This window comes from Kocuria aegyptia, from assembly GCF_039530085.1.
Lineage (GTDB): Bacteria > Actinomycetota > Actinomycetes > Actinomycetales > Micrococcaceae > Kocuria > Kocuria aegyptia.
This window is the reverse complement of the sequence record NZ_BAAAOA010000005.1, coordinates 188,723-211,156: the sequence shown is the minus strand read 5'-3', so window position 1 is coordinate 211,156 and position 22,434 is coordinate 188,723. Positions and strand designations below refer to the sequence as shown.

The window sequence follows — 22,434 nt, the reverse complement described above, 5'->3', positions numbered from 1 at the left end:
CCCCTTCCGTCTGCCCGGGCTCAGCCGCGGCGCGCGGCGCCCTCGAGGTCCAGGGAGCGCTTGAGGATCTTGCCGGTGGGACCCTTGGGCAGCTCGTCGACCACCTTGTAGTAGCGCGGGTGCTTGTACTTGGCCACGCGCTCGCGCACGAAGGCGTCCAGCTCGCCGAGCTTCGCGTCCCGCTCCGCCTCGGGCACGTCGCGGAAGGCGACGACGGCGGCGACCTCCTCACCCACCGCCTCGTCGGGCACCCCGACCACCGCGGCCTCCGCGATGCCGGGGAACCGGTAGATGACCTCCTCGACCTCGCGGGGGTAGACGTTGTAGCCGCCGCGCAGGACCATGTCCTTCTTGCGGTCCACGATGTAGTAGAAGCCGTCCTCGTCGACCCGGGCGAGGTCCCCCGTGGCGAACCAGCCGTCGCGGATCGCGGCCTCGGTGGCCCCCGGGTTGCGCCAGTAGCCGGCCATCACGTACTCCCCGGCCACCACGAGCTCGCCGATCTCCCCGGTGAGGACCTCCTCGCCTCGGTCGTCCACGACCTTGAGCCGCGCGCCCTGCACCACGGTGCCGATCGAGCCCGGTCGGCGGCCCCGGTCCTTCTGGTTGAAGCACACCACCGGAGAGGTCTCGGACAGGCCGTAGCCCTCGTAGATCGGCGCGCCGAAGACCGTCTCGAAGCGATCCAGCACCTCGACCGGCAACGGGGACCCTCCCGAGACCCCGGCCCGCAGGTGCGGCAGCTCGACCGGCCCCCCGTCCGCCGCGGCGAGCAGCGCCACGTACATGCTCGGCACCCCGGCGAAGACCGTGACCTCGTCTCGCGCCAGGATCTCCAGCGCCCTGGCCGGATCGAAGCGCGGCAGCAGCGTGACGGTCGCCCCGGCCTGGACGACGCCGTTGAGCGCCACGGTCTGGCCGAACACGTGGAAGAACGGCAGGGCCCCGAACATGACGTCGCCGGGCGCGAGGTCGAACAGGCGCGCGGACAGCTCCGCGTTGGTGCGCAGGTTGTGGTGCGTCAGGACGGCGCCCTTGGGCCGGCCCGTGGTCCCGGAGGTGTAGAGCAGCACGGCGGGCTCGTCGTCGGCGCGCTCGGCGACGCCCGGCCGCGGCGGGACCTCCCCGAGGGCCTGGAGCGTCCCGGCGGCCGAGACCTCGACCACCCGGACGTCCCGGCCCAGGTCCGCGACCGCGGCGCGGGTGGCCCCGGCCACGGCCTCCCAGACGAGCACCAGGGACACCTCGGCGTCGTCGAAGTGGTAGGCCAGCTCCCGGGGGCTGAGCAGCGGGTTGAGGGGCACGACCACGCCGCCCGCGCGCAGGATCCCGTAGTAGGCGATCGGCATGTGCGGGACGTTGGGCAGGATCATCGCCACCCGGTCCCCCGGGTCGATGCCGGTGGCGGCGAGCATCGACGCGACCCGCGCGGACAGGTCGTCGAGGGCCCCGTAGGTCAGGACCTTGTCGTCGAGGACCACGGCCCGGGACTCCGGGGAGGCCTCGGCCGTGTCGGTGAGCAGGGTGGCGAGATTCGTCATGGTGGAACTCCGGATCCCCGGTGCCGGGGCACCGGCGTGAGGAACGAGCGCGGGGTGAGATGCGTCACACGAGCGTGCCAGCCGGTTACTGCAACGTCAAGGCGCGGGTACTTCCGGGGTGGTGGGTGTCACAGGTCCCGCCCCGATAAACTGGCCGGCAGCAGCATCCGACCGAGCGCGAAGGACCAGCCGTGACCGAGAACCCCCAGCAGCCCCACCAGCCCCAGGACCAGGCGGCCCCCCAGCTGACCGAGGACGAGATGGCCTACGTGCTCTCCCTGTTCGAGATGGCCCGGACGGGGGACACGGAGAGCCTCCTGCCGGCCGTGCGCGCGGGGGTCCCGGTGAACCTCACCAACGGCAAGGGCGACACCCTGCTGATCCTCGCGGCCTACCACCAGCGCGAGGACACCGTCGCGGCGCTGCTCGAGGCCGGGGCGGACCCGGACCGGGTCAACGACAACGGGCAGACGGCGCTGATGAGCGCGGTCTTCCGGGGCAACGGCACGATCGTCCGGACGCTGCTCGAGGCCGGGGCCTCGCAGACGGCCGGCGCCCACTCCGCCCTCGACTTCGCCCGGGTCTTCGAGCGCACGGACCTGATCCCGGTCCTGGAGGAGTACGGGGCCCGCTGAGCGGGCCGGACGCGCAACGGGGCGCCCGGTGCCCGGCGAGCCCGGGCACCGGCCCCGCACCGGGGGTCACCCCGGGGATCACGCCGTGGGCCCGGTCCCGGTCCTCACTCGGCCAGTTCGAGGAACCGGCGGGCCACGGCGTGGCCGCCGTCGGCCTCCCGGCACACCACCATGATCGTGTCGTCACCGGCAATGGTGCCGAGCACGGCGGGCAGCACGGAGGTGTCGATGGCGGACGCGAAGTACTGGGCGGCGCCCGGCGGGGTGCGCAGCACCACGAGGTTCGCGCTCGCCTCGGCGGTGACCAGCAGCTCGCGGCACAGGCTGGCCAGGCGCGCGTCGAGCACCTCCTGGGTGATGCCCGCGGCGGGCGAGCGGTCGGCCCCGGCCTGCGGGACGGCGTAGACGAGGGCGCCGGAGCCGTCGCGCACCCGGACGGCCCCCAGCTCCACGAGGTCGCGGGAGAGCGTGGCCTGGGTGACCTGCACGCCGTCCACAGCCAGCCGGGCGGCCAGCTCGGCCTGCGAGTGGATCGCCCCGCCGGTCACGAGGGCCACGATCCGGGCCTGCCGCGCCGTCTTGGTCGCGGGGATGCTCATGCCGGCACGGCAGGGGCATCGGCGGCGTCCAGGTCGTACCGCCCCGAACGGGCCATGAGCCACACGAGGAGGGCCTTCTGGGCGTGCAGCCGGTTCTCCGCCTCGTCCCACACGACGGACTGCGGGCCATCGATGACCTCGGCCGCGACCTCCGAGCCGCGGAACGCGGGCAGGCAGTGCAGGAACAGTGCCCCGGGCGCCGCCCGGGCCATCGCCGCGGCGTCCACGGAGTACTCCCGGAAGACCTGTGCCCGCGCCTCGGTCTCCGCCTCCTGCCCCATGGACACCCAGGTGTCGGTGCAGACGACGTCCGCCCCGGTAAGCGCCTCCGCCGGGTCGGTCGTCACGCGCACGGATCCTCCGGTCCGCCCGGCGCGCTCCTGCGCGGCCCGCACCACGGCCGGGTCGGGAAGGTGGCTCTGCGGGCCGGACACGCGCACGTGCATGCCGGCGGTGGCTCCGCCCAGCAGGTAGGAGTGGGCCATGTTGTTGGCGGCGTCCCCGAGATAGGCGAAGGTGAGCCCGGCGAGGTCCCCCCGGTGCTCCCGGACCGTGAGCAGGTCCGCGAGGATCTGGCACGGGTGGTAGTCGTCGGAGAGCCCGTTGACGACGGGCACGGTCGAGGCCGCGGCCATCTCCTCCAGACCGGACTGGGCGTAGGTGCGCCACACGATGGTCGAGACCATCCGCGAGAAGACCCGCGCGGTGTCCGCCACGCTCTCCTTGCCCAGCTGCGACTCCCCCGGGTCGATCATCAGCGGATTGCCGCCGAGGTCGGCGATCCCGGCGGAGAAGGAGACCCGGGTGCGGGTCGACGTCTTGTCGAAGATCACGGCCACGGTCTGCGGCCCCGCGTAGGGCCGGTGGGCCCAGCGGTCGGCCTTGAGGCGGGCGGCGAGCTCGAGCACCTCGATCTGCTCCTGCTGGGACAGGTCGGTGTCGACGAGGAAGTGGCGGGGGATCATGGGCGGGTTCATGCTTCTTTCGGCGGGGTGTCGGGCGCGGGCGCGGCGGGGGCCGTGACGGCGGCGGTGGCGGTGCGCAGGATCGCGGGGAGGGCGTCGAGGAAGGTGCGTGCCTGCTCCTGGGTCAGGATCAGGGGCGGGGCCAGGCGCAGGGTCCCGGGGCCGGTGGCGTTGACGATGAACCCGGCGTCCCGGGCGGCCTCGACCACGGCCGGGCCGAACGGGGCGGCGGCTCCTTCGGGGACCTCGAGGTCGGCGCCGATCAGCAGGCCGCGCTGGCGCACGGCGCCGATCCCGGGGATCGCGCGCAGCCCCTCGCCGAGCTCGGCGCCCACGGCGCGGGCGTGCTCGAGCAGACCGTCCTCCTCGATCACGGTGACGGTCGCGAGGCCCGCGGCGGTGGCCGGCGGGTTGCCGCCGAAGGTCGTGCCGTGCTGGCCGGCTCCGAGCAGCGCGGAGACCTCCGGGCCGACCGTCAGCATCGCCCCGATCGGGAAGCCGCCGCCGAGCCCCTTGGCCAGGGTGATCGCGTCCGGCAGCTCGGCGCCGGTGAGCTCGGCGGCGGAGGCGAACCAGCGGCCGGTGCGGCCCACCCCGGTCTGCACCTCGTCCACGACCAGCAGCGCGCCGTGCCGGCGGGTCAGCTCCCGGGCGCGCCGGAGGTAGCCCTCGGGCAGCTCGCGCACGCCGGCCTCGCCCTGGACGGGCTCCACGATGAGCGCGGCGACGGTCCCGTCGAGGTGCTCCTCGAGGGCCTCGACGGTCGCGGGGATGTGCTGCACCCCGCCCGGCAGGGGCTCGAAGGGCGCCCGGTACGCCTCCTTGGCGGTCAGGGCGAGAGCGCCCATGGTGCGGCCGTGGAAGGCGGACTCGAGGGCGAGGACGGTGCCCCGGGGGCGGCCGTCCGGGCCGGGGTGCTCGTGGCCGTGGCGGCGGGCGAGCTTGAACGCGGCCTCGTTGGCCTCCGCCCCGGAGTTGGCGAAGAAGACGTGGGAGCCCGTGGGCGCGCCGGCCAGGGACAGCAGTTTCCCGGCGAGGGCGATCTGCTGCGGGGAGGTGAAGAAGTTGGAGACGTGGCCGAGGGTCGCCAGCTGGCGGGAGACGATCTCCACCCAGCGCGGGTGGGCGTGACCGAGGGCGTTGACGGCGATTCCCGCGAGCAGGTCGAGGTAGTCCCGGCCGTCGGCGTCGGTGACCACGGCCCCCTTGCCGTGGGTGAGCACGAGCGACGGGCTGCCGAAGACGCCGAGCAGCGAGTCGGCGTACTCGCCGAGCAGGGCGGCCTGGGCGGAGTACCGGGAAGCGGTGTGCTGGGCGGCGGTGTGCTGGGCGGTCATGACGATGCTCCCTGGTCGGGGACGAGCTGGGTTCCGATGCCGGTGTCGGTGAAGATCTCGAGCAGGCACGTGTGCGGGCTGCGGCCGTCGACGATGGACGCCCGGCGCGCCCCGCCCTCCACGGCCCGCAGCGCCGCCTCCATCTTGGGGATCATCCCGGCCTGCAGACCGGGGAGCATCGCGCGCAGCTCCGAGGCGGAGAGGGACGCGATGAGCGAGTCCTTGTCGGGCCAGTCCGCGTAGAGGCCCTCGACGTCCGTGAGGGCCACGAACTTCTCGGCGCGCAGGGCCACGGCCACGGCGGCGGCGGCGGTGTCAGCGTTGACGTTGAGGATCTCCCCCGTGGGTCGCCCGCGCGCGTCGACCTCCGGCGCGACCGAGGAGATGACGGGGATCCGTCCGGCCTCGAGGAGCTGGGTGACGGGGTCGGGATTGACGCCGACGACCTCGCCCACGTGGCCGAGGTCCACCTCCTCGCCGTCCACGACCGTGCCCCGCCGGACCGCGCGGAACAGCTCGGCGTCCTCCCCCGAGAGCCCGACGGCGTACGGGCCGGTGGCGTTGAGCAGGGAGACCAGCTCCCGCTGCACCTGCCCGGTCAGCACCATGCGGATGGCGTCGACGGCCTCCCGGGAGGTGACCCGCAGCCCGCCGCGGAACTCCGACTCGATGCCCAGCCGCTCCAGCATGCGGTTGATCTGGGGCCCGCCGCCGTGCACCACGACGGGCTTGATCCCGACGTGGCGCAGGAACACCATGTCCTCCGCGAAGGCCTGCCGCAGGGGCTCGGACACCATGGCGTTGCCGCCGTACTTGAAGACCATCACGGAGCCGGCGTAGCGCTGGATCCAGGGCAGGGCCTCCATCAGGGTGCCCGCCTTCAGCTGGGCGGTCTCGTAGCGGGTCGGGTCACTGTGGTCGGTCATCGTTCTCCTGCGCCGTGGGTCGGTGCTGTGCTGGTGGGCGGGCTGGTCAGCTGGAGTAGGCGCTGTTCTCCTCGACGTAGTCGTGGGTGAGGTCGTTGGTCCAGACGGTCGCGTCGGCGTCCCCGGCCTTGAGGTCGATCAGGACGGTGACCCTGCGGTCGGCGGCCAGGTCCACGCCTTCGCGCGGGTCCCCGATCATGCCGTTGCGGCAGACCACGACCCCGTTGATGGCGACGTCGAGCCGGTCGGGGTCGAACGCGGCGTCCGTGGTGCCGACCGCGGACAGGACGCGGCCCCAGTTGGGGTCGTTGCCGAAGATCGCGGCCTTGAAGAGGTTGGACCGTGCCACGGAGCGGCTCACGTCCTCGGCCTGCTTCTCGGTCGCGGCGTTGACCGTGGTGACCTCGATGTCGTGGGACGCGCCCTCGGCGTCCGTGATGAGCTGCTGGGCCAGCGAGTGGCACACGGCGGTCACGGCCTGGCTGAACTCGAACTCGTCCGGGGTGACCCCGGAGGCGCCCGAGCCGAGCAGGACCACGGTGTCGTTGGTCGACATGCAGCCGTCGGAGTCGGTGCGGTTGAACGTGACCTTCACCGCGTCCTCGAGCGCCCACTGCAGGGCGTCGGAGGAGAGCTCGGCGTCGGTCGTGAGCACCACGAGCATCGTGGCCAGGCCGGGGGCGAGCATGCCCGCGCCCTTGGCCATGCCGCCGACCGTCCACCCGTCGCGGACGTAGGCGGCCTGCTTGGAGACGGAGTCGGTGGTCATGATGGCCCGGGCCGCGGCGGCCCCGGCGGCGTCGTCGTCCCCGAGGGCCGCCACGACCCCGGGGAGGCCGCGCTCCATGACGTCCATGGGCAGCTGGACGCCGATGAGCCCGGTGGAGCACACCACGACGTCGCCGGCCCCGACCCCGAGCGCCTCGCCGACGAGCTCGGCGGTCCGGTGGGAGGCCTGGAACCCCTGCGGTCCGGTGCAGGCGTTGGCCCCGCCGGAGTTCAGGACCACGGCGGCGGCCCTGCCGTCCGCGGTCGCGGCCTTGGACCACTGGACGGGCGCGGCGCTGATCCGGTTGGTCGTGTACACGGCCCCCACGTGGTGCTGGGGCCCGTCGTTGACGACGAGGGCGAGGTCCGGTCCGCCGGAGTCCTTGAAGCCCGCCGTGGTGCCGGCCGCGCGGAAGCCCTGGGCGGCGGTCACGCCGCGGGCGGTGTCGACCTGCAGGGTGCCGGCCGGTTGCTGGGAGGGGTACGTTCTCACGGTGCGACTCCTTGGAGGTTCAAGCCGGTGTCCTCCGGCAGGCCGAGGGCGAGGTTCATGGACTGGACGGCACCGCCGGCAGTGCCCTTGACGAGGTTGTCGACCACGCAGGTGACGATGACGCGCCCCGCCCGGGCGTCGTGGGCCAGCTGGAGCTGGACGTGGTTGGAGCCGGCCACCGACTTCGTGGCCGGCCACCGGCCCTCGGGCAGGACGGTGACGAACTGCTCCGCCACGTAGGCGCTCTCCCAGGCCTCTCGCAGCTGGGCGGTGCTCACGCCCTCGGCGACCCGCGCGGTGGCGGTCGTGAGAATGCCCCTCGGCATGGGCGCCAGGGTGGGGGTGAAGGAGATCCGCACGCGCTCGCCCGCGGCCAGGGACAGGCCCTGCTCGATCTCGGGGGTGTGCCGGTGGGCCCCGCCGACCCCGTAGGGCGACATCGAGCCCATCACCTCCGAGCCCAGCAGGTGCGCCTTCACGGCCTTGCCGGCCCCGGACGTGCCCGAGGCCGCGACGATCACGACGTCCTCGGGCTCGAGGAGCCCGGCCGCGAAGCCGGGGGCCAGGGCGAGCAGGGCACTGGTCGGGTAGCAGCCCGGCACCGCGATGCGCGTGGCGCCGCGGAGCTGCTCGCGCTGGCGGGCGCCCTGCTCGTCGACGATCAGCTCCGGCAGCCCGTACGGCCAGGTCCCGGCGTGCGCGGACCCGTAGAACTGGTCCCACGCCTCGGCCGAGTCGAGCCGGTGGTCGGCCCCGGCGTCGATCACCACGGTCTCCGGGGGCAGCTGCGCGGCGATCGCCGCCGAGGCGCCGTGCGGAAGTGCGAGGAAGACGACGTCGTGGCCGGCGAGGTTCTCGACCGTGGTGTCGACGAGCACGCGGTCGGCCAGGGAGTGCAGGTGCGGCTGCAGCTCCCCCAGCCGCTGACCCGCGTTGGAGTGGGCCCCCACGGCCCCGATCTCGATCTGCGGGTGACCGGCGAGGATCCTCAGGACCTCACCACCGGCGTAGCCGGAGGCCCCCGAAACTGCTGCGCTGAACGTCATAAGGCCCACTCTAGCTCAAAGTTATGCATCGTCTTCAATATTTATGCACGCTACGGGAGGGGGCCGCCGGAGCCGGGTGCACCTTCGTCGGAGCACGTCAGGGTTCCCCCGGTTCGGATCGGCCACGGCCGCTCCCGTGTCCCCCCCGGAACGGCTCTGCACCCGAATCTACGCTTCCCGTCTGCAAATCTCGATGATTACGGGGGCATTTCCGTGCCCCCTCTTGTGCACACGCTACCCCTCGGCGACCCCCTCGGGGAGAGTGCGGCGGGGCTTGCCGCCTACCATGGCAGAGTTCCCGTCCGCGATGTCCAGGAGGTACCCGTCATGGTCCGTTGCGTCATGGTCGAGCGAGCCGGAGGCCCCGAGGTCCTGACCCTCGGCGAGCGCCCGGACCTCGAACCGGGCCCGCGCCAGCTGCTCGTCGAGACCCGCGCCGCGGGGGTGAACTTCATCGAGGTCTACCAGCGCGAGGGCGTCTACCCCGTGGAGCACCCCTTCACCCCGGGCTCCGAGGGCATGGGCGTGGTCACGGGCGTGGGCTCCGAGGTGGAGCACTTCGCCCTGGGCGACCGGATCACCACGTCACAGGCCTCCCGCACCTACGCCGACGCCTTCCTGGTGGACGCCGACAAGGCCCTGCGCGTGCCCACCGGGGTGCCCGACGAGGTCGCGGCGGCCGTGCCGCTGCAGGGCCTCACCGCGCACTACCTGGTCCGCTCGACCTATCCCGTGCAGGAGGGCGACGTCGCCGTCGTCACCGCGGGCGCGGGCGGGGTCGGCGGCCTCGCCGTGCAGATGCTGCGGTCGCTCGGGGCCACGGTGGTCGCCCTGGTGGGCTCGCCGGAGAAGGCGGAGACCGCGCGCTCGCTCGGCGCCGACGTCGCCCTGGTGGGCTACGAGGGCTTCGCCGAGCACGTCCGGGAGCTGACGGACGGCCGCGGCGCCGACGTCGTCTACGACTCGGTGGGCAAGGACACCTTCGACGAGTCGCTCCGGGCCCTGCGCAAGCGCGGGACCCTGGCGCTCTTCGGCGGCTCCTCCGGCCAGGTCCCCCCGCTCGACCCGCAGCGGCTCGCCCAGCACGGCTCCCTGTACCTCACCCGGCCCACGCTCAACGACTACCTGCTCGACGAGAAGGAGCGGAACTGGCGTGCGGGCGAGCTCTTCGACGCGGTGCTCGACGGGTCGCTGAGCATCCGCGTCGCCGAGACGTTCCCGCTCGCCCGGGCACGGCAGGCCCACGAGCTGCTCCAGTCCCGCGCCGCCCAGGGCAAGCTGCTGCTGGTCCCGTGAGCCCGGCACCGATGCACCGCTTCCTCGGCGCGGACGGCGCGCGGGATCCGTACACCCCGTTCGTCGGGTGCTGTGCGGCCACCGTGGAGCACTACGACCTGGACCTCGACTACGACGTCGAGGACAACGGCCTCGAGGCGCGCGCCACCCTGACCTGCCGGGCGCTGCACGACACGGACCGGATCGAGCTGGACCTCACCGAGCTCGCCGTGACCGACGTCAAATTCGGCACCGGCGGGCTGGGCGGTCTGCTCGGCGGCCGCCGGGTCCGCGCGGACCACCGCGGCAGCCGCCTCGTGCTGACCCTGCCGCGCACCGTCGCCGCCGGGGAGGCGTTCACGCTCACCGTGGCCTACGAGGGGTACCCCGAGTCCCTCGACGGACCCTGGGGCGAGATCGGCTGGGCCGAGCTCGACGACGGCGTGCTCGTCGCCGGCCAGCCCACCGGTTCCTCCACCTGGTTCCCCTGCGTCGACCACCCCTCCCACAGGGCGACCTACCGGGTCGCCGTCCACGCCGACGCCGACTACGAGGTGGTGGTGCACGGCGAGCTGGAGTCCGTGGTGGAGCGCGACGGCGAGCGCCACTGGGTGTACACGTCCCGGGTGCCGCTGCCGCCCTACCTCGCGACCGTGCAGATCGGCCCGTACGAGCGGCGGGAGCTGACCGGCTCCCGCGTCCCGCAGCACCTGGTCTGCTCCAGGAAGCGGCGCAAGAAGGCGGAGAAGACGTTCGCGGAGCAGGGCCGGATGATCGACGTGTTCAGCGACTGGTTCGGGCCGTACCCCTTCCCGAGCTACACGGTGGTGGTCGTCGACGAGTCGCTGGAGGACCCGTTCGAGTGCTACGCGTGCTCCGTGTTCGGCAAGAACCAGCTGGGCACCGAATGGGAGGAGCAGCGGCTGGTGGCGCACGAGCTGGCCCACCAGTGGTTCGGCAACAGCCTGGTCCTCGCCTCGTGGCAGGACATCTGGCTCAACGAGGGGTTCGCGTCCTACGCGGAGTGGATCTGGTCCGAGGCCTCCGGCGACCGGCCGGCCCGCTGGCACGCGGAGAAGGCCCACCGGACCCTGTCCAAGATGCGCCAGGACCTCGTCATCGGGGACCCCGGACAGGTGCGGCTCTTCGACGACGTGGTCTACGTCCGGGGCGCCCTCACCGTCCACGCGATCCGGGAGACCGTGGGCGAGGACGCCTTCCGCGCCCTGCTGCGCGGCTGGGCCACCGCCAACCGGGACGGCTGGGTGAGCACGGCGGGCTTCCGGGAGCACCTGCGCGGCTTCGTGCCCCAGCACCGGTGGGCGGAGGCCGACGGCCTGCTCGACGCCTGGCTGCTGCGGCGGGAGCTGCCCGCCCTGCCCTGACCCGCACCGGGCCCGACGGGCCCCTGCCGGACAGGACGCGTCCGGCAGGGGCCCGCGGCGCCGCGCGTGCGGCGGGGGTCAGTGCTCCCGGCGGTAGAGCCGGCGGGCGAACCAGACGCCGCCTCCGGCCGCGCCGAGGCCGGCGAGCAGCAGCAGAGCGGCCTGGACGCGCTGCCAGGTGACGGTGCCCGCGGTCACGCCGTCCCCGAACTCCCCCGCCGCGGCGGTCTCGACCACCTGGAGGGTGCCCTCCTCGACGGCGAGCAGGGCGTCGGCCTCCGCGTGGAAGTCGCCCTCGCGGGAACCCGTCTGCGTGCCGCGGAAGACGATCTCCTCCCCCGCCTCCGGGACGCGCGGATCGGCCAGGCCCGAGTCGAAGGGCTGCTCGGTGACGGCCTCGTCCGCCGGCAGCACCCCGCGGTAGATGGGGTTCCAGGTCTTGGTCTGCAGGTCGTTGGTGAGGTCCTGGTACTGCCCGGAGATCACCCAGGACCGGTCCGCGTAGCCGGCCAGCCGCCGGGAGTCGTCCCACGCGAGGGCCGCACTGACCGCCAGGACGAGCCCGAGGAGCAGCCCCAGCAGACCCACGGCCGTCGGCTTCCAGGCGATCGGCCGGCGGGCGCGCCCGCCGTCGCGCTCGTCCTGCTCGTCGTCGAAGGCGAAGAAGGCGTCCTGGCGGTCGGTGGTCTCCTCGGTCATGCTGAGCTCCTGGAACGGGGTCGGGGAAGGGGGTCGGTCGCGATCGCCGGGGTCGCGGCCGGGGACCCGGTGCCACAGTACCGAAGATGACGGCGAGCGCCGCGGCGTTCGCGAGTGTTACCGCAGGGGTGGCTGCCGCAGCGGGACGGCGGGCGGCCCGCCCCCGGGGACGGGAGCGGGCCGACCCCCGGGGTGGTCAGCCCCGGAGCACGGCGCCGTGGCGCTCGGCGGCCACGGCGACGGCGGCCTCGCGGGCCGCGGAGGCCTCGTCCGCGGTCAGCGTGCGGTCCGGGGCCCGGAAGCGCAGCGCGAAGGCGACCGACTTGCGGCCGGCCTCGATGCCGGGGCCCTGGTAGACGTCGAAGACACGGACGTCCTCGAGCAGCTCCCCGGCGCCCTCCTCGAGCGCGGCACGCAGCTCGGCGGCCGGGACGGCGGCGTCCACCACGAGCGCGACGTCCTGGGTGGCGGCCGGGTAGCCGGAGATCGGGCGGGCCTGCACGACCTCGACCTCGGCGTCGATGAGCGAGCTGAGGTTCAGCTCCATCGCCACGGTCCGCTCGGGCAGGTCGTGCGCGGCCACCAGCTGGGGATGCAGCTCGCCCGCGTAGCCCAGCGGGGTGCCGTCGGCGGTGGCGAGCACCGCGGTGCGGCCGGGGTGGAACGCCTGGTGCGTGCCCTGGCGGACGGTCAGCTCGACCCCCAGGACCTCGGCGGCCAGCCGGGCGGCGTCGAGGGCGTCCTGCCAGTCGAAGGCCCGCGGCGCGGTCCACGGGGCCTCGGCCGCGTCCCTGCCGGTCAGGACCGTGGCGAGGTGCCGCGGCTGGGCGGGGATGCCGGCCTCGAGCTCGTCGAGGACCGCCCGGCCCGGGTGCGCCCCCAGCGGGGGGATGCTCGCGCTGCCGAGCTGCTCGCCGGGGCGGAAGACCCGCCCGATCTCGTAGAGGGCCAGGTCCCGGAAGCCGCGGGAGGTGTTGCGCCGGAGCACCTCCAGCAGGCCCGGCAACAGGGACACGCGCAGCATCCCCTGGGCCTCGCTGATGGGGTTGGCCAGCTTCACCGACGGCACGGGGACCCCGGGCTCCGGGGCGCCCCACCGCTCGTTGTCCGCCTGCGAGACGAACGGGTAGGCGAGCACCTCGGTCAGCCCGGCGGCCGCGAGGGCGTCGGCCACCCGCTTGCGGGCCTGCTGCTCAGCGGTCAGTCCGCGGCCGGGGGGCGCCACGGGCAGCCGCGAGGGGATCGTGTCGTAGCCCACGAGGCGGGCGATCTCCTCGACCAGGTCCTCCTTCTCGACCAGGTCGGTCCGCCAGGTCGGGGGCACGACGCGCCAGCCGACGTCGGTCGCCTCGACCTGCGCGCCGAGCTCGGTGAGGGTCGCGACGACCTGCTCCGCCGTGTACTCCACGCCCGTGCGGCGGCCGGGGTGGTCCCAGGGCAGCTCGATGGCCGTGCGGACGGGGGTCTCGTCCACGTCCGTGACCTCGGGGCCGGCCGTGCCGCCGGCCAGCTCGACGAGCAGCTCGACGGCGCGCTGGGCGGCGACCGGGGCGATCTGCGGGTCCACGCCGCGCTCGAAGCGCTTGGACGCCTCCGAGGGCAGGCGGTGCCGCCGGGTGGTGCGGGCGATCGAGACCTCGTCGAAGCGTGCCGCCTCCACGAGCACGTCCACGGTGCCGTCCGAGACCTCGGTGGCCGCCCCGCCCATCACCCCGGCCAGGCCGATCGGCCCGGAGCCGTCGGTGATCAGCAGGTCCTCGGGGTCCAGGGCGCGCTGCCGGCCGTCCAGGGTGGTCAGGGTCTCGCCCGGCGCCGCCCGGCGGACCCCGATGCCGCCGGTCAGCTTGCCGAGGTCGTAGAAGTGCAGCGGCTGGCCCAGCTCGAGCATCACGTAGTTCGAGACGTCCACCGGCAGGGAGATCGAGCGGATCCCGGCCAGGCGCAGTCGCGCCGACATCCACGGGGGCGTGGGGGCGCTCGCGTCGATGCCGGTCACGGTGCGGGCGACGAACCGGGTGCACCCGGGGTTGCCGTGGATCGGGGCGGCGTCGCCGACGGTCACGGGGAACCCGTCCGCGGTCGGCGCGGGCACCCGGGGGGCCACGGTCCCGGCCGGGTCCGTGAAGGGCTCGTGCACGGCGTGGCAGTACTCGCGGGCCACACCGCGGATCGAGAACGCGTAGCCGCGGTCCGGGGTCACGTTGATCTCGGCGGCCTCGTCGTAGAGGCCGAGCAGCTCCAGGGCGTCCGCGCCGAGCTCCGGGTCCAGGCCGAGGGTCGAGAGCACGAGGATGCCGTCGTGGTCCTCGCCGATGCCGAGCTCGCGCACCGAGGCGATCATCCCGGCGGAGGTGTGGCCGTAGGTCTTGCGCGCCGAGATCGTGAAGTTGCCGGGCAGCACGGCGCCGGGCAGCGTCACCACGACCTTGTCCCCGACCTCGAAGTTGTGCGCCCCGCAGATCACGCCCTGCACCCCGGACGGGTCGATGCCCTTGCCGGTCAGGGTCTGCTCCCGGCCCTCGGGGACCACGCGGACGGTGCACCAGTTGACGGTCTTGCCGTTGGAGTGGGTCTCCGGCTCCTTGGTGAGCACCTGGCCCACCACGATCGGGCCCTTCAGGTGGTCCGTGGGCCGGTGCACGTCCTCCTCCTCGAGGCCCACCGTCACCAGGGTGGCCAGGACGTCCTCGGCGGTCGCGCCCTCCGGGACGGGGGCGTGCTCGCGCAGCCATGACAAAGGAACTCGCATGTCTTAGATCTCCATCCCGAAGTGCTCGCTGAAGCGGACGTCGCCCTCGACCATGTCGCGCATGTCCGGGACGTTGTTGCGGAACATGAGGGTCCGCTCGATGCCCATGCCGAAGGCGAAGCCCGAGTGCACCTCGGGGTCGATGCCGGCCGCGCGCAGCACGTTCGGGTGGACCATGCCGCAGCCGCCCCACTCGATCCACTGCGGCCCGCCCTTCGCGTTCGGGTGCCACACGTCCAGCTCGGCGGACGGCTCGGTGAAGGGGAAGTAGTTGGGGCGCAGCCGGATCCTCGCCTCCGGGCCGAACATCTGCCGGGCGAAGTGCTCGAGCGTGCCCTTGAGGTCGGCCATCGACAGCCCCCGGTCCACGGCCAGGCCCTCGACCTGGTGGAAGACCGGGGTGTGCGTGGCGTCGAGCTCGTCGGTGCGGTAGGTGCGCCCAGGGACGACGACGTAGACCGGCAGCTCACGCGTCAGCAGCGTGCGCATCTGCACCGGCGAGGTGTGCGTGCGCAGCACCAGGTGGGCCTCGGGCGGGTCCACGAAGAACGTGTCCTGCAGCTCCCGGGCGGGGTGGTCCGGCTTGAAGTTGAGGGAGTCGAAGTTGTACCACTCGGACTCGACCTCGGGGCCGTCGGCGACCTCCCAGCCCATGGCCACGAACGTCTCGCCCACGCGCTCCATGAGGTTGGTCAGCGGGTGCCGGCCGCCCAGCCGCCGGCGCCGGCCGGCCGCGGTGACGTCCACGGACTCCTCGACGAGGATCCGGGCGTCCCGCTCCTCCTCGAGCACCATGGTGCGGGCGGCGATCGCCTGGTTCACCCGGCCGCGGGCCTGGCCCACCAGCTTGCCGGAGGCGGCCTTCTGCGCCTTGTCCAGGGAGCCGATCTGCCGGTTGGCCAGCGCCAGGGGGGACCGCTCCCCCGCGTGGGCCAGCCGGACCTCCTTGAGCTCGTCCAGGTCCTTCGCGTTCTCGACGGCGGCCAGGGCCGCCTCGACCGCGGCGGTGACCGCGGCCTCGTCGGTCGGGTCGACCGCGCCGCTCGGCGCGGTCTCGGGTGGCAGTTCAGACATCAGCTGGTGACTTCTTCGGCTCGGGGACGGCGTCGTCCGCGCACGCTGTTCCACGGTCCGTGGGACATGCAGCACGGGGAAGCCCGGATCGGCACGGATCGCGGGCGGGTCCCAGTCTATGACACGGGTCCCACGGGCCAGGGCACGGGCCCTGCGGGCCGCCCACCGTTCCCGCGCCACGTCGTGGCATGTCCGGTCCGGGGGCAGCGCGTCCACCCGGGAGGAGCCCCGTCCGGATCCGGTCTCCTCCTGCTCCTGGTGATCGCCGTGAGGCGTTCCTCGAAGCTGGGCGGGACGCACCGGATCGGCCTAGGCTGGTGGCATGACGCGGAAGCTGAGCCGATCGGCGCGCCTGCGGCAGGTGTGGAACATGGCGAACCTGTCCACGCCCCTGGGTCTCCTGGTGGCCGCGGCCACGCGGACGAGGGTGGTCCGCGGCCCCGAGGGGCTCGTCCTCGGGTTCGGCTATCGGCCCCGGCTGCCGCGGGCCGGGGCCTTCACGGTGGGCAACGTGGTCCTGTTCCGCGCCGGGATCGCCGACGTCGCGGCCCGGCCCCGGCTCGTGGCCCACGAGTCCCGCCACGCGAGCCAGTGGGCCAAGTGCCTGGGCCTGCCGTTCCTGCCCGCCTACCTCGTGGCCGCGTCGTGGTCGATGCTGCGCTGCGGGCATCCGGCGCTGCAGAACCCCTTCGAGGTGCGGGCGGGTCTCGCCGACGGCGGATACCGTCCCCGTCAGCACGACCGCCCCGGTGGTTCCCCGCCGACCCGGCACCGCCCGGACGACCACGGGTGAACGGCTCACGCGGGACCGGGCGGATCAGCCGGCAGGGTCCCGGTCACGGCCCGGGGGTCAGCGGGCGAGGTGGTCGAGCAGGGCGTGCACGATCGGCAGGTCGGCCGGGATCCAGGGCAGGGCGAGGGCGGCCGCGGGGTCGTCCAGCGGGAGCCACCGCACGGCCAGGTGGTCCTCCCCCACCACCGGCAGCGGCTCGCCGCAGGACGCCACGGCCGTCCAGACCCGCATGGCGGCGGTGTCCTTGAGCGGCCATCCCTGCGCGTGCGGGCCGGGCACCTCCGTGAGGAGCTCGACGTCCACGCCGAGCTCCTCGGCGCACTCCCGCACCAGGGCCTGCTCGCAGCTCTCGTGCGGCTCCTGCTTGCCGCCGGGGAACTCCCACAGGCCCCGCAGCTCCTCGGGATAGGTCCGCTGGGCGGCGAGGAAGGCCGTGGGGCGGCGCGCGTCGTCGAGCAGGGCGGCGCCGACCACCTGGGTGCGGTACGCGGCGGTCATCGGCTCGGCTCCCCGGCTGCGGGGCGCCGCTGCGCGCGGGCCGAGGCGTAGAGGCACACGGTCGCGGCGGTGCCCACGTTGAGGGACTCCGCCCGGCCGTGCACCGGCACGGCGACGCGGTGGTCGGCCAGCGCCTTCTCCTCCTCCGAGAGCCCCCGGGCCTCGTTGCCGAAGAGCCACACGGTGGGCCGGGCCAGGTCGTACCCGGTGCCGACGCCGCCCGCTCCGGCGGCGCGGGCGGCGGAGGCGTCCTGGAGCCGGTCGAGGTCGACGTCCCCGTGGCCGTCGGCGGCCAGCACACCGCACCCGGCGGCGCGGGCGGCCCCGAGCAGCGCGGGCAGCTCGGCGCCCACGACCACGGGCAGGTGGAAGAGGGAGCCGGCGGTCGAGCGCACGGTCTTGGGGTTGTAGACGTCCACGCTGCCGGCGGTGAGCACCACGGCGTCCGCGCCGGCGGCGTCCGCCGCGCGCAGCACGGTGCCGGCGTTGCCCGGGTCCTGCACCCGGGCCAGCACGGCCACGAGCCGGGGCCGGGCGGCGAGCACGCTCCCCAGGTCCGTGTCGAGGGGGCGGCACACGACGACGACGCCCTGCGGGGTCACCGCGTCGCTCATGGCGGCGAGGACCTCCCGCGTCACCAGGCGGACGAACACGGAGCGGTCCTCGGCCACGCGCTCGAGGAGGGCGGTGATGTCCGGATGGCGGCCCAGGGCGTCCTCGGTGACGTAGACGGCGTCCACGCACGGGGACTCCAGGTGCCGGGCGAGGGCCTCCCGGGCGTTCTGCGGGCCCTCCGCGAGGAACAGCCCGCGCTTGGAACGCGCGGAGCGCCCGGCCAGTCCCGCGACGTCCTTGACCCGATCGGCTCGGGGGTTGGACATCGGCTGGGCGGCCAGGCGCTCCGTGAGGTTCACTGCTCCGACTGGGCTCAGGCGGCGGCTTCGCGCGGCGCGGAGGTGTCCTCCGGCAGGGCGTTCTTCGCGATCTCGACCAGGCCGGCGAACGCCTGCTGGTCGTTCACGGCCAGCTCGGCGAGCATGCGGCGGTCGACCTCCACCTCGGCGGCCTTGAGGCCCTGGATGAAGCGGTTGTAGGTCAGGCCGTTGGCGCGGGCCGCGGCGTTGATCCGCTGGATCCACAGCCGGCGGAAGTCGCCCTTGCGCTTGCGGCGGTCGTTGTAGCTGTAGACGAACGAGTGGGTGACCTGCTCCTTCGCCTTGCGGTACAGGCGCGAGCGCTGGCCGCGGTAGCCGGAGGCCTGCTCGAGGATTTCCCGGCGCTTCTTGTGGGCGTTGACCGCCCGCTTCACACGTGCCACGTGTGTACTCCTTCACTTCGGTCCCGGCCGCTCGGCCGGGAGGTCAAATCTGTGCGGGGCGGGGAGGGTGGCTCCCCGACGGATGCGGTGGGGACTACTTGCCCAGCATCTTCTTGATGACCTTGGCGTCGCCGGGGGCGACGATCTGGTCGGAGGCCAGCCGACGGGTCAGCCGGGAGGACTTGTGCTCCAGGTAGTGGCGGCGGTTGGCCTGCTGGCGCTTCACCTTGCCGGTGCCGGTGAGCTTGAAGCGCTTCTTCGCCCCGCTGTGGGTCTTCATCTTCGGCATGTGGGCCGCTCTCCTTGTGATTCGTCCGGTGGTGGCCACCGGAGGGCGCGACGACGTCCGCCGCGCCTCCACGGTGCCCCTGGGCGCAGCCGGGGACCGGCTGCGCGCCACGGGGCGCTGTCAGTTCTGCTCCGCTCGCGCGGAAGGTGGTGCGACGCTCAGGCCCGGGGCCCGGGCCTGGCACCTGGCTTGGGGCCGGGCCGGGGCGCCTTCGGCGCCGCAGCCTTGGGCGTCGGTGCCTGAGGAGCCGGGGCCCGGGGAGCCGGCGGCTTCGGGGCGGCCTTCGGCGCCGGGGCCTGGGCGGCCTCGGGGGCCGGTGCCTCGGCGACCGCGGGCGCCGGGGTCTCGGCGACCGCGGGCTCCGCCGCCTCGGCGACCGCGGGCTCCGCCGCCTCGGCGACCGCGGGCTCCGCCGCCTCGGCGACCGCGGGCTCCGCCGCCTCGGCGACCGCGGGCTCCGCCGCCTCGGCGACCTCGGGGGCGACGGGCTGCGCCGCCTCCTTGGCCGGTGCCGGCTCCTGGACCTCGGGCTCCGGGGCCGGCGGCTGCACCGGCTCCTCGGCCTGGCCGGCCCGCTCGCGCAGCTCGGCCGGGAACGCGTCCCCGATCGTCTGGGTCACGGGCGCCGCGGAGGACGTGTCGACCTTGTCCTTCGCCCTGCGCTCGTTCTCGGCCCTGGCCTCGTCGCGCTGCTTCTGGCGGCGCGCCTCGGCCTTGGCCTCGGCCTTGTTCTTCAGCGGGCCCACGACCATCACCATGTTGCGGCCGTCGACCCGGGGGCTCGACTCGACCGCCCCGACCTCCGCGACGTCGTTCGCGAAGCGCTCGAGCAGGCGCACGCCCATCTCGGGGCGCTGCTGCTCACGGCCGCGGAACTGGATCATGGCCTTGACCTTGTCGCCGGCTCCGAGGAACCGCTTGGCGTGGCCGACCTTGGTCTCGTAGTCGTGGGTGTCGATCTTGAGCCGGAACCGGACCTCCTTGAGGACCGTGTTCGTCTGGTTCTTGCGCGACTCCCGGGCCTTGACCGCGGCCTCGTACTTGTACTTGCCGAAGTCCATGAGCTTGGCCACCGGCGGCTTGGCGTTGGGCGCCACCTCGACCAGATCGAGATCCGATTCGCGGGCCAGCCTCAGTGCGTCCTCGACGCGGACGATGCCGACCTGCTCGCCTGCGGGTCCGACGAGACGGACTTCGGGGACTCGGATTCTGTCATTGATACGTGGATCGCTAATGCCGTGCTCCTGATGTTCTGCGTGGTCGCCCGGAGGTTTCCGGGGACCTCATGGTTCGGTCCGGTCCGCAACGACAAAAGCCCCCGCTGCGGTCGGCAAGCGGAGGCTCATCGGTGCGGCACCCGGGGGTGGCGCTGCATGACGGAGCGGTCGCGGGGCGTCCCGGCCGTGCCGTCGTGCGGACGATGTCGTCGCGGACCCGGCGGCCGTGAACCGGTCGTCCGAGAGGCTCGGGACCGTGGCCGGCGCGGGTGGGAGTCTCCTCCACTTGCACACTGCGGGCCAGTCTAGCCCATGGGCCGCGGGTTCGGGAACCGGGGCCGCGGGGTGTCACTCGTCCTCGGTGCTGTGCAGGGCCCGGCGGGCCGAGAGCAGCTCCGTCTCGGGCCGGGCGGCGACGAAGCGCTCGACCTCGTCCAGGACCTCGACCAGGCGGGCGGCGTCCGCCGCGACCACGGCGGTGCCCACCAGGGCCCGGCGGTGGAGCCCGAGGTGGCCGACCTCGGCGGCGGTCACCGGGAACCGGCGGCGCAGCTCCGCGACGAGGGGCCGCACCACGGAGCGCTTGCCCTTCAGGGAGTGGACGTCCCCGAGGAGCACGTCGAACTCGATCCACCCGATCCACACGGCGTCCCCGCCTCCTTCCGGCCGGCCCCCGGCCTCCCCTGCAGGATAGTCCCGACGGCGGCAGCACGGTCGGGGCGGCGGACGGCGGTGTGGCAGAGTTGGGCCATGACTTCCGAGCACACCTTCCGCTTCGACGACGACGCCGCCCGGCCCGGCCAGGAGATGCCGCAGGAGATCCCGCCGGAGACGGTCAGCGCCGTCGACGAGCAGATGCGCGACATCGCGGAGGTCCCGGCCATCGAGGTCATCACGACCGCGGCCGTGCACCTCATGAGCGCGGCCGCCGTGAAGTGCGGCCTGGCCGCCGGCGAGGACGCCGAGGAGCTCAAGGACCTGGACGAGGCGCGCAAGCTCATCACGGCGCTGGCCGGGTTCGTCACGGCCGCCGCGCCGGAGATCGGCTCCCAGCACGCCGCCCCGCTGCGCGACGGCCTGCGCACGCTCCAGCTGGCCTTCCGCGAGGCCTCCCTCTACCCGGACGCCCCCGGGCAGGGACCCGGAGAGCGGTTCACGGGCCCGGTGAACTGACCGGGCTCCCGAGCACCACCTCGACGCGGGCTGATCCGGTGCGCCGGGTCAGCCCGCCGTCGTGAGGCGCAGCTGCATCGAGTCCACGTCCTCGGCCAGCGCCGGTTCGACGCTGAGCCGGGCCTGGAAGCGGGCGAGCACGTCGTCCACCTGCGTCCGGTCCAGCCCGGCACGCAGGGAGAGCACGACCGCCAGCTCCGGGCCGGCTCCCCCGCCGTCGACGACCGTGCCGTCCGCGGTCCGGGCCGCGACGCCGTGGCCGGGCGCGGTCCCCGCCGACGCCACCCCGGGCAGCCCCTCGGCGCAGCGGCGCACCGCGTCGGCGACGGCCGGGCTGCGGTAGGACGGCGTCCAGGCCCGGCCCTGGGCCAGCGCCCAGAGCGCCGGCCGGCGCACCACGAAGGGCAGGTCCGCGCCGGGGTCCAGCACGAGCAGCTGGGTGCCGTCCTTCACCGCGGCCACCGCCGCCCGGCGGACGTCGGTGGCCACGGGCCGGGCCTGGGGGTGCCAGGCGGACAGGGCCGCGGTGGACGTGAACACGGGTAGCACCGGGCGGCCGTCGGCCGCCCGCAGGGACACGAGCGCCATGTCCGCCTCCTTGTCGGCCACGTGCCCGGAGGCGGTCACGGTCGAGGATGAGACCTCGGCCACGACCGGCACGAACACCCGGGTGCCGGCCAGGGCGGCGACCACCTGCGCCTCGTCCCCCGTGCCGGCCCGCAGACCGGCGAGCGCGTCGAGGACCGCCGCGGCGGCGGCGCCGTCGTCGTCGGGGAACCGGTGGGTGTGGCTGGTGCCCTCCCCCAGGTTGCGTCCCGCCCAGGCCTGGCCGCCGGTGTCCTCCGTGCCGCCGGCGCTCGCGAGCTGGGCCGCGATGTGGCCGGGGAGCCGGCGCTCGGTCACCGCGCCGCCGGACGGCCCGCCACGTCGAGGGCCTCCTCGAGCGTGAACCGGCCCGCGTAGAGGGCCTTGCCCACGATGGCGCCCTCGACGCCCGAGGGCACGAGGGTCCGCAGGGCCGCGAGGTCGTCGAGGGAGGAGATGCCGCCGGAGGCGACCACGGGCTTGTCGGTCCGCGTCGCGACCTCCTGCAGCAGCCCGAGGTTGGGGCCCTTCAGGGTGCCGTCCTTGGTGACGTCGGTGACCACGTAGCGGGCGCAGCCGTGGTCCTCGAGGCGGTCCAGGACCTCCCAGAGGTCCCCGCCCTCCTCGGTCCAGCCGCGGGCGGCGAGGACGGTGCCCCGCACGTCGAGGCCCACCGCGATGACGTCGCCGTGCTCGGCGATGACCCTCTGCGTCCACTCGGGGTTCTCGAGGGCCGCGGTGCCCAGGTTGATCCGGGCGGGGTCCAGGGACAGCGCCCGCTCCAGGGAGGCGTCGTCGCGGATGCCGCCGGACATCTCGACCTTCAGCTCGAGCTCGGCGGCGACGCGGCGGAGCACGTCGATGTTGTCGCCGCGGCCGAAGGCGGCGTCGAGGTCCACGAGGTGGATCCACTCGGCGCCGGCCTCCTGCCACGCGAGGGCGGCCTCGAGCGGGTCGCCGTAGCCGGTCTCGGAGCCGGCCTCGCCCTGGACCAGGCGCACGGCCTGGCCGTCCGCGACGTCGACGGCGGGCAGCAGCTGGAGGCGGGGGGTCTCGCTCAGGGACATGG

The 22,434-nt window shown here is 74.2% G+C and carries 23 protein-coding genes; 5 read left to right on the top strand and 18 right to left on the bottom strand.

Translation table 11 applies throughout. The annotated features are described in order from the left end of the window. Positions 1 to 20: 20 nt before the first annotated feature. Positions 21 to 1,541, bottom strand: a complete 1,521-nt coding sequence (locus ABD220_RS01740) for a long-chain-fatty-acid--CoA ligase (protein WP_344119267.1) — start codon at positions 1,539 to 1,541, stop codon at positions 21 to 23. A gap of 191 nt (positions 1,542 to 1,732) precedes the next feature. Here ABD220_RS01740 and ABD220_RS01735 point away from each other — a divergent pair, with 191 nt between their 5' ends. After that, entirely contained in the window at positions 1,733 to 2,176 is a 444-nt protein-coding gene (locus tag ABD220_RS01735; protein ID WP_344119265.1) for an ankyrin repeat domain-containing protein, read from the top strand. Between the two features lie 104 nt (positions 2,177 to 2,280). Here the strand turns inward: ABD220_RS01735 and ABD220_RS01730 are convergent, their stop codons facing one another. From ABD220_RS01730 to argC, 6 genes are read right to left on the bottom strand one after another with little or no spacing between them, the layout of a single operon-like run. Continuing rightward, positions 2,281 to 2,775 (bottom strand): arginine repressor, encoded by a 495-nt coding sequence (locus tag ABD220_RS01730; protein WP_344119263.1) that lies wholly within the window; start codon positions 2,773 to 2,775, stop codon positions 2,281 to 2,283. Then, entirely contained in the window at positions 2,772 to 3,752 is a 981-nt protein-coding gene (gene argF / locus ABD220_RS01725) for an ornithine carbamoyltransferase (protein ID WP_344119261.1), read from the bottom strand. Before argF ends, ABD220_RS01730 begins: the two co-directional genes overlap by 4 nt. Then, on the bottom strand, positions 3,749 to 5,077 hold the full coding sequence (locus ABD220_RS01720) for an acetylornithine transaminase (protein ID WP_344119259.1): 1,329 nt from the start codon (positions 5,075 to 5,077) through the stop codon (positions 3,749 to 3,751). The genes argF and ABD220_RS01720 overlap by 4 nt, the downstream gene beginning before the upstream one ends. Next, positions 5,074 to 6,003, bottom strand: a complete 930-nt coding sequence (gene argB, locus ABD220_RS01715) for an acetylglutamate kinase (RefSeq protein ID WP_344119258.1) — start codon at positions 6,001 to 6,003, stop codon at positions 5,074 to 5,076. The genes ABD220_RS01720 and argB overlap by 4 nt, the downstream gene beginning before the upstream one ends. 46 nt (positions 6,004 to 6,049) lie before the next feature. After that, positions 6,050 to 7,264, bottom strand: coding sequence for a bifunctional glutamate N-acetyltransferase/amino-acid acetyltransferase ArgJ (argJ, locus tag ABD220_RS01710; RefSeq protein WP_344119256.1), 1,215 nt, complete (start codon positions 7,262 to 7,264; stop codon positions 6,050 to 6,052). Further along, positions 7,261 to 8,310, bottom strand: a complete 1,050-nt coding sequence (gene argC, locus ABD220_RS01705; protein ID WP_344119254.1) for an N-acetyl-gamma-glutamyl-phosphate reductase — start codon at positions 8,308 to 8,310, stop codon at positions 7,261 to 7,263. The genes argJ and argC overlap by 4 nt, the downstream gene beginning before the upstream one ends. Positions 8,311 to 8,637: 327 nt before the next feature. Here argC and ABD220_RS01700 point away from each other — a divergent pair, with 327 nt between their 5' ends. Further along, the gene (locus ABD220_RS01700) at positions 8,638 to 9,606 is read left to right on the top strand and encodes a quinone oxidoreductase family protein (protein WP_344119252.1); all 969 of its coding nucleotides are present in this window, start codon (positions 8,638 to 8,640) and stop codon (positions 9,604 to 9,606) included. Further along, complete coding sequence (locus ABD220_RS01695) at positions 9,603 to 10,970, top strand: M1 family metallopeptidase (protein WP_344119251.1); 1,368 nt, start codon at positions 9,603 to 9,605, stop codon at positions 10,968 to 10,970. The genes ABD220_RS01700 and ABD220_RS01695 overlap by 4 nt, the downstream gene beginning before the upstream one ends. 78 nt (positions 10,971 to 11,048) lie before the next feature. On the opposite strand, the gene ABD220_RS01690 is transcribed toward ABD220_RS01695, so the two are convergent. The 3 genes from ABD220_RS01690 to pheS form a co-directional block, all read right to left on the bottom strand. Beyond that, on the bottom strand, positions 11,049 to 11,669 hold the full coding sequence (locus tag ABD220_RS01690; RefSeq protein ID WP_344119249.1) for a hypothetical protein: 621 nt from the start codon (positions 11,667 to 11,669) through the stop codon (positions 11,049 to 11,051). Between the two features lie 196 nt (positions 11,670 to 11,865). After that, entirely contained in the window at positions 11,866 to 14,418 is a 2,553-nt protein-coding gene (gene pheT, locus ABD220_RS01685; RefSeq protein ID WP_344119247.1) for a phenylalanine--tRNA ligase subunit beta, read from the bottom strand. Positions 14,419 to 14,421: 3 nt separating this feature from the next. Further along, the gene (pheS, locus tag ABD220_RS01680) at positions 14,422 to 15,492 is read right to left on the bottom strand and encodes a phenylalanine--tRNA ligase subunit alpha (protein ID WP_344119245.1); all 1,071 of its coding nucleotides are present in this window, start codon (positions 15,490 to 15,492) and stop codon (positions 14,422 to 14,424) included. 322 nt (positions 15,493 to 15,814) lie between these two features. Between pheS and ABD220_RS01675 the strand changes: the two genes are divergently transcribed. Further along, the gene (locus tag ABD220_RS01675) at positions 15,815 to 16,285 is read left to right on the top strand and encodes a hypothetical protein (RefSeq protein ID WP_344119243.1); all 471 of its coding nucleotides are present in this window, start codon (positions 15,815 to 15,817) and stop codon (positions 16,283 to 16,285) included. A gap of 57 nt (positions 16,286 to 16,342) precedes the next feature. On the opposite strand, the gene ABD220_RS01670 is transcribed toward ABD220_RS01675, so the two are convergent. The 6 genes from ABD220_RS01670 to ABD220_RS01645 form a co-directional block, all read right to left on the bottom strand. Further along, positions 16,343 to 16,783, bottom strand: coding sequence for a (deoxy)nucleoside triphosphate pyrophosphohydrolase (locus ABD220_RS01670; protein WP_344119241.1), 441 nt, complete (start codon positions 16,781 to 16,783; stop codon positions 16,343 to 16,345). Beyond that, positions 16,780 to 17,697: a TrmH family RNA methyltransferase gene (locus ABD220_RS01665; protein WP_344119239.1), complete on the bottom strand. Its 918-nt coding sequence runs from the start codon at positions 17,695 to 17,697 to the stop codon at positions 16,780 to 16,782. The genes ABD220_RS01670 and ABD220_RS01665 overlap by 4 nt, the downstream gene beginning before the upstream one ends. A 14-nt stretch (positions 17,698 to 17,711) precedes the next feature. Next, positions 17,712 to 18,101, bottom strand: a complete 390-nt coding sequence (gene rplT, locus ABD220_RS01660) for a 50S ribosomal protein L20 (protein ID WP_031282709.1) — start codon at positions 18,099 to 18,101, stop codon at positions 17,712 to 17,714. Between the two features lie 94 nt (positions 18,102 to 18,195). Beyond that, the gene (rpmI, locus tag ABD220_RS01655; protein ID WP_017832891.1) at positions 18,196 to 18,390 is read right to left on the bottom strand and encodes a 50S ribosomal protein L35; all 195 of its coding nucleotides are present in this window, start codon (positions 18,388 to 18,390) and stop codon (positions 18,196 to 18,198) included. Positions 18,391 to 18,548: 158 nt separating this feature from the next. Further along, a complete protein-coding gene (gene infC / locus ABD220_RS01650) occupies positions 18,549 to 19,598 on the bottom strand; it encodes a translation initiation factor IF-3 (RefSeq protein WP_425552492.1) in 1,050 nt (349 codons plus the stop codon). 357 nt (positions 19,599 to 19,955) lie between these two features. Next, positions 19,956 to 20,252 carry a DUF503 domain-containing protein gene (locus ABD220_RS01645; RefSeq protein ID WP_344119236.1) on the bottom strand — a complete coding sequence of 99 codons (297 nt, stop codon included), beginning with the start codon at positions 20,250 to 20,252 and terminating at the stop codon, positions 19,956 to 19,958. Positions 20,253 to 20,414: 162 nt separating this feature from the next. On the opposite strand from ABD220_RS01645, the gene ABD220_RS01640 reads away from it, so the two are divergent. Then, on the top strand, positions 20,415 to 20,780 hold the full coding sequence (locus ABD220_RS01640) for a DUF1844 domain-containing protein (protein ID WP_344119290.1): 366 nt from the start codon (positions 20,415 to 20,417) through the stop codon (positions 20,778 to 20,780). A 48-nt stretch (positions 20,781 to 20,828) separates the two neighbouring features. Here ABD220_RS01640 and ABD220_RS01635 read toward each other — a convergent pair whose 3' ends face one another. Together ABD220_RS01635 and priA are read right to left on the bottom strand one after the other, a co-directional pair. Beyond that, on the bottom strand, positions 20,829 to 21,683 hold the full coding sequence (locus tag ABD220_RS01635) for an SseB family protein (RefSeq protein WP_344119234.1): 855 nt from the start codon (positions 21,681 to 21,683) through the stop codon (positions 20,829 to 20,831). Beyond that, the gene (priA, locus tag ABD220_RS01630; protein WP_344119232.1) at positions 21,680 to 22,432 is read right to left on the bottom strand and encodes a bifunctional 1-(5-phosphoribosyl)-5-((5-phosphoribosylamino)methylideneamino)imidazole-4-carboxamide isomerase/phosphoribosylanthranilate isomerase PriA; all 753 of its coding nucleotides are present in this window, start codon (positions 22,430 to 22,432) and stop codon (positions 21,680 to 21,682) included. The genes ABD220_RS01635 and priA overlap by 4 nt, the downstream gene beginning before the upstream one ends. Positions 22,433 to 22,434 lie beyond the last annotated feature (2 nt).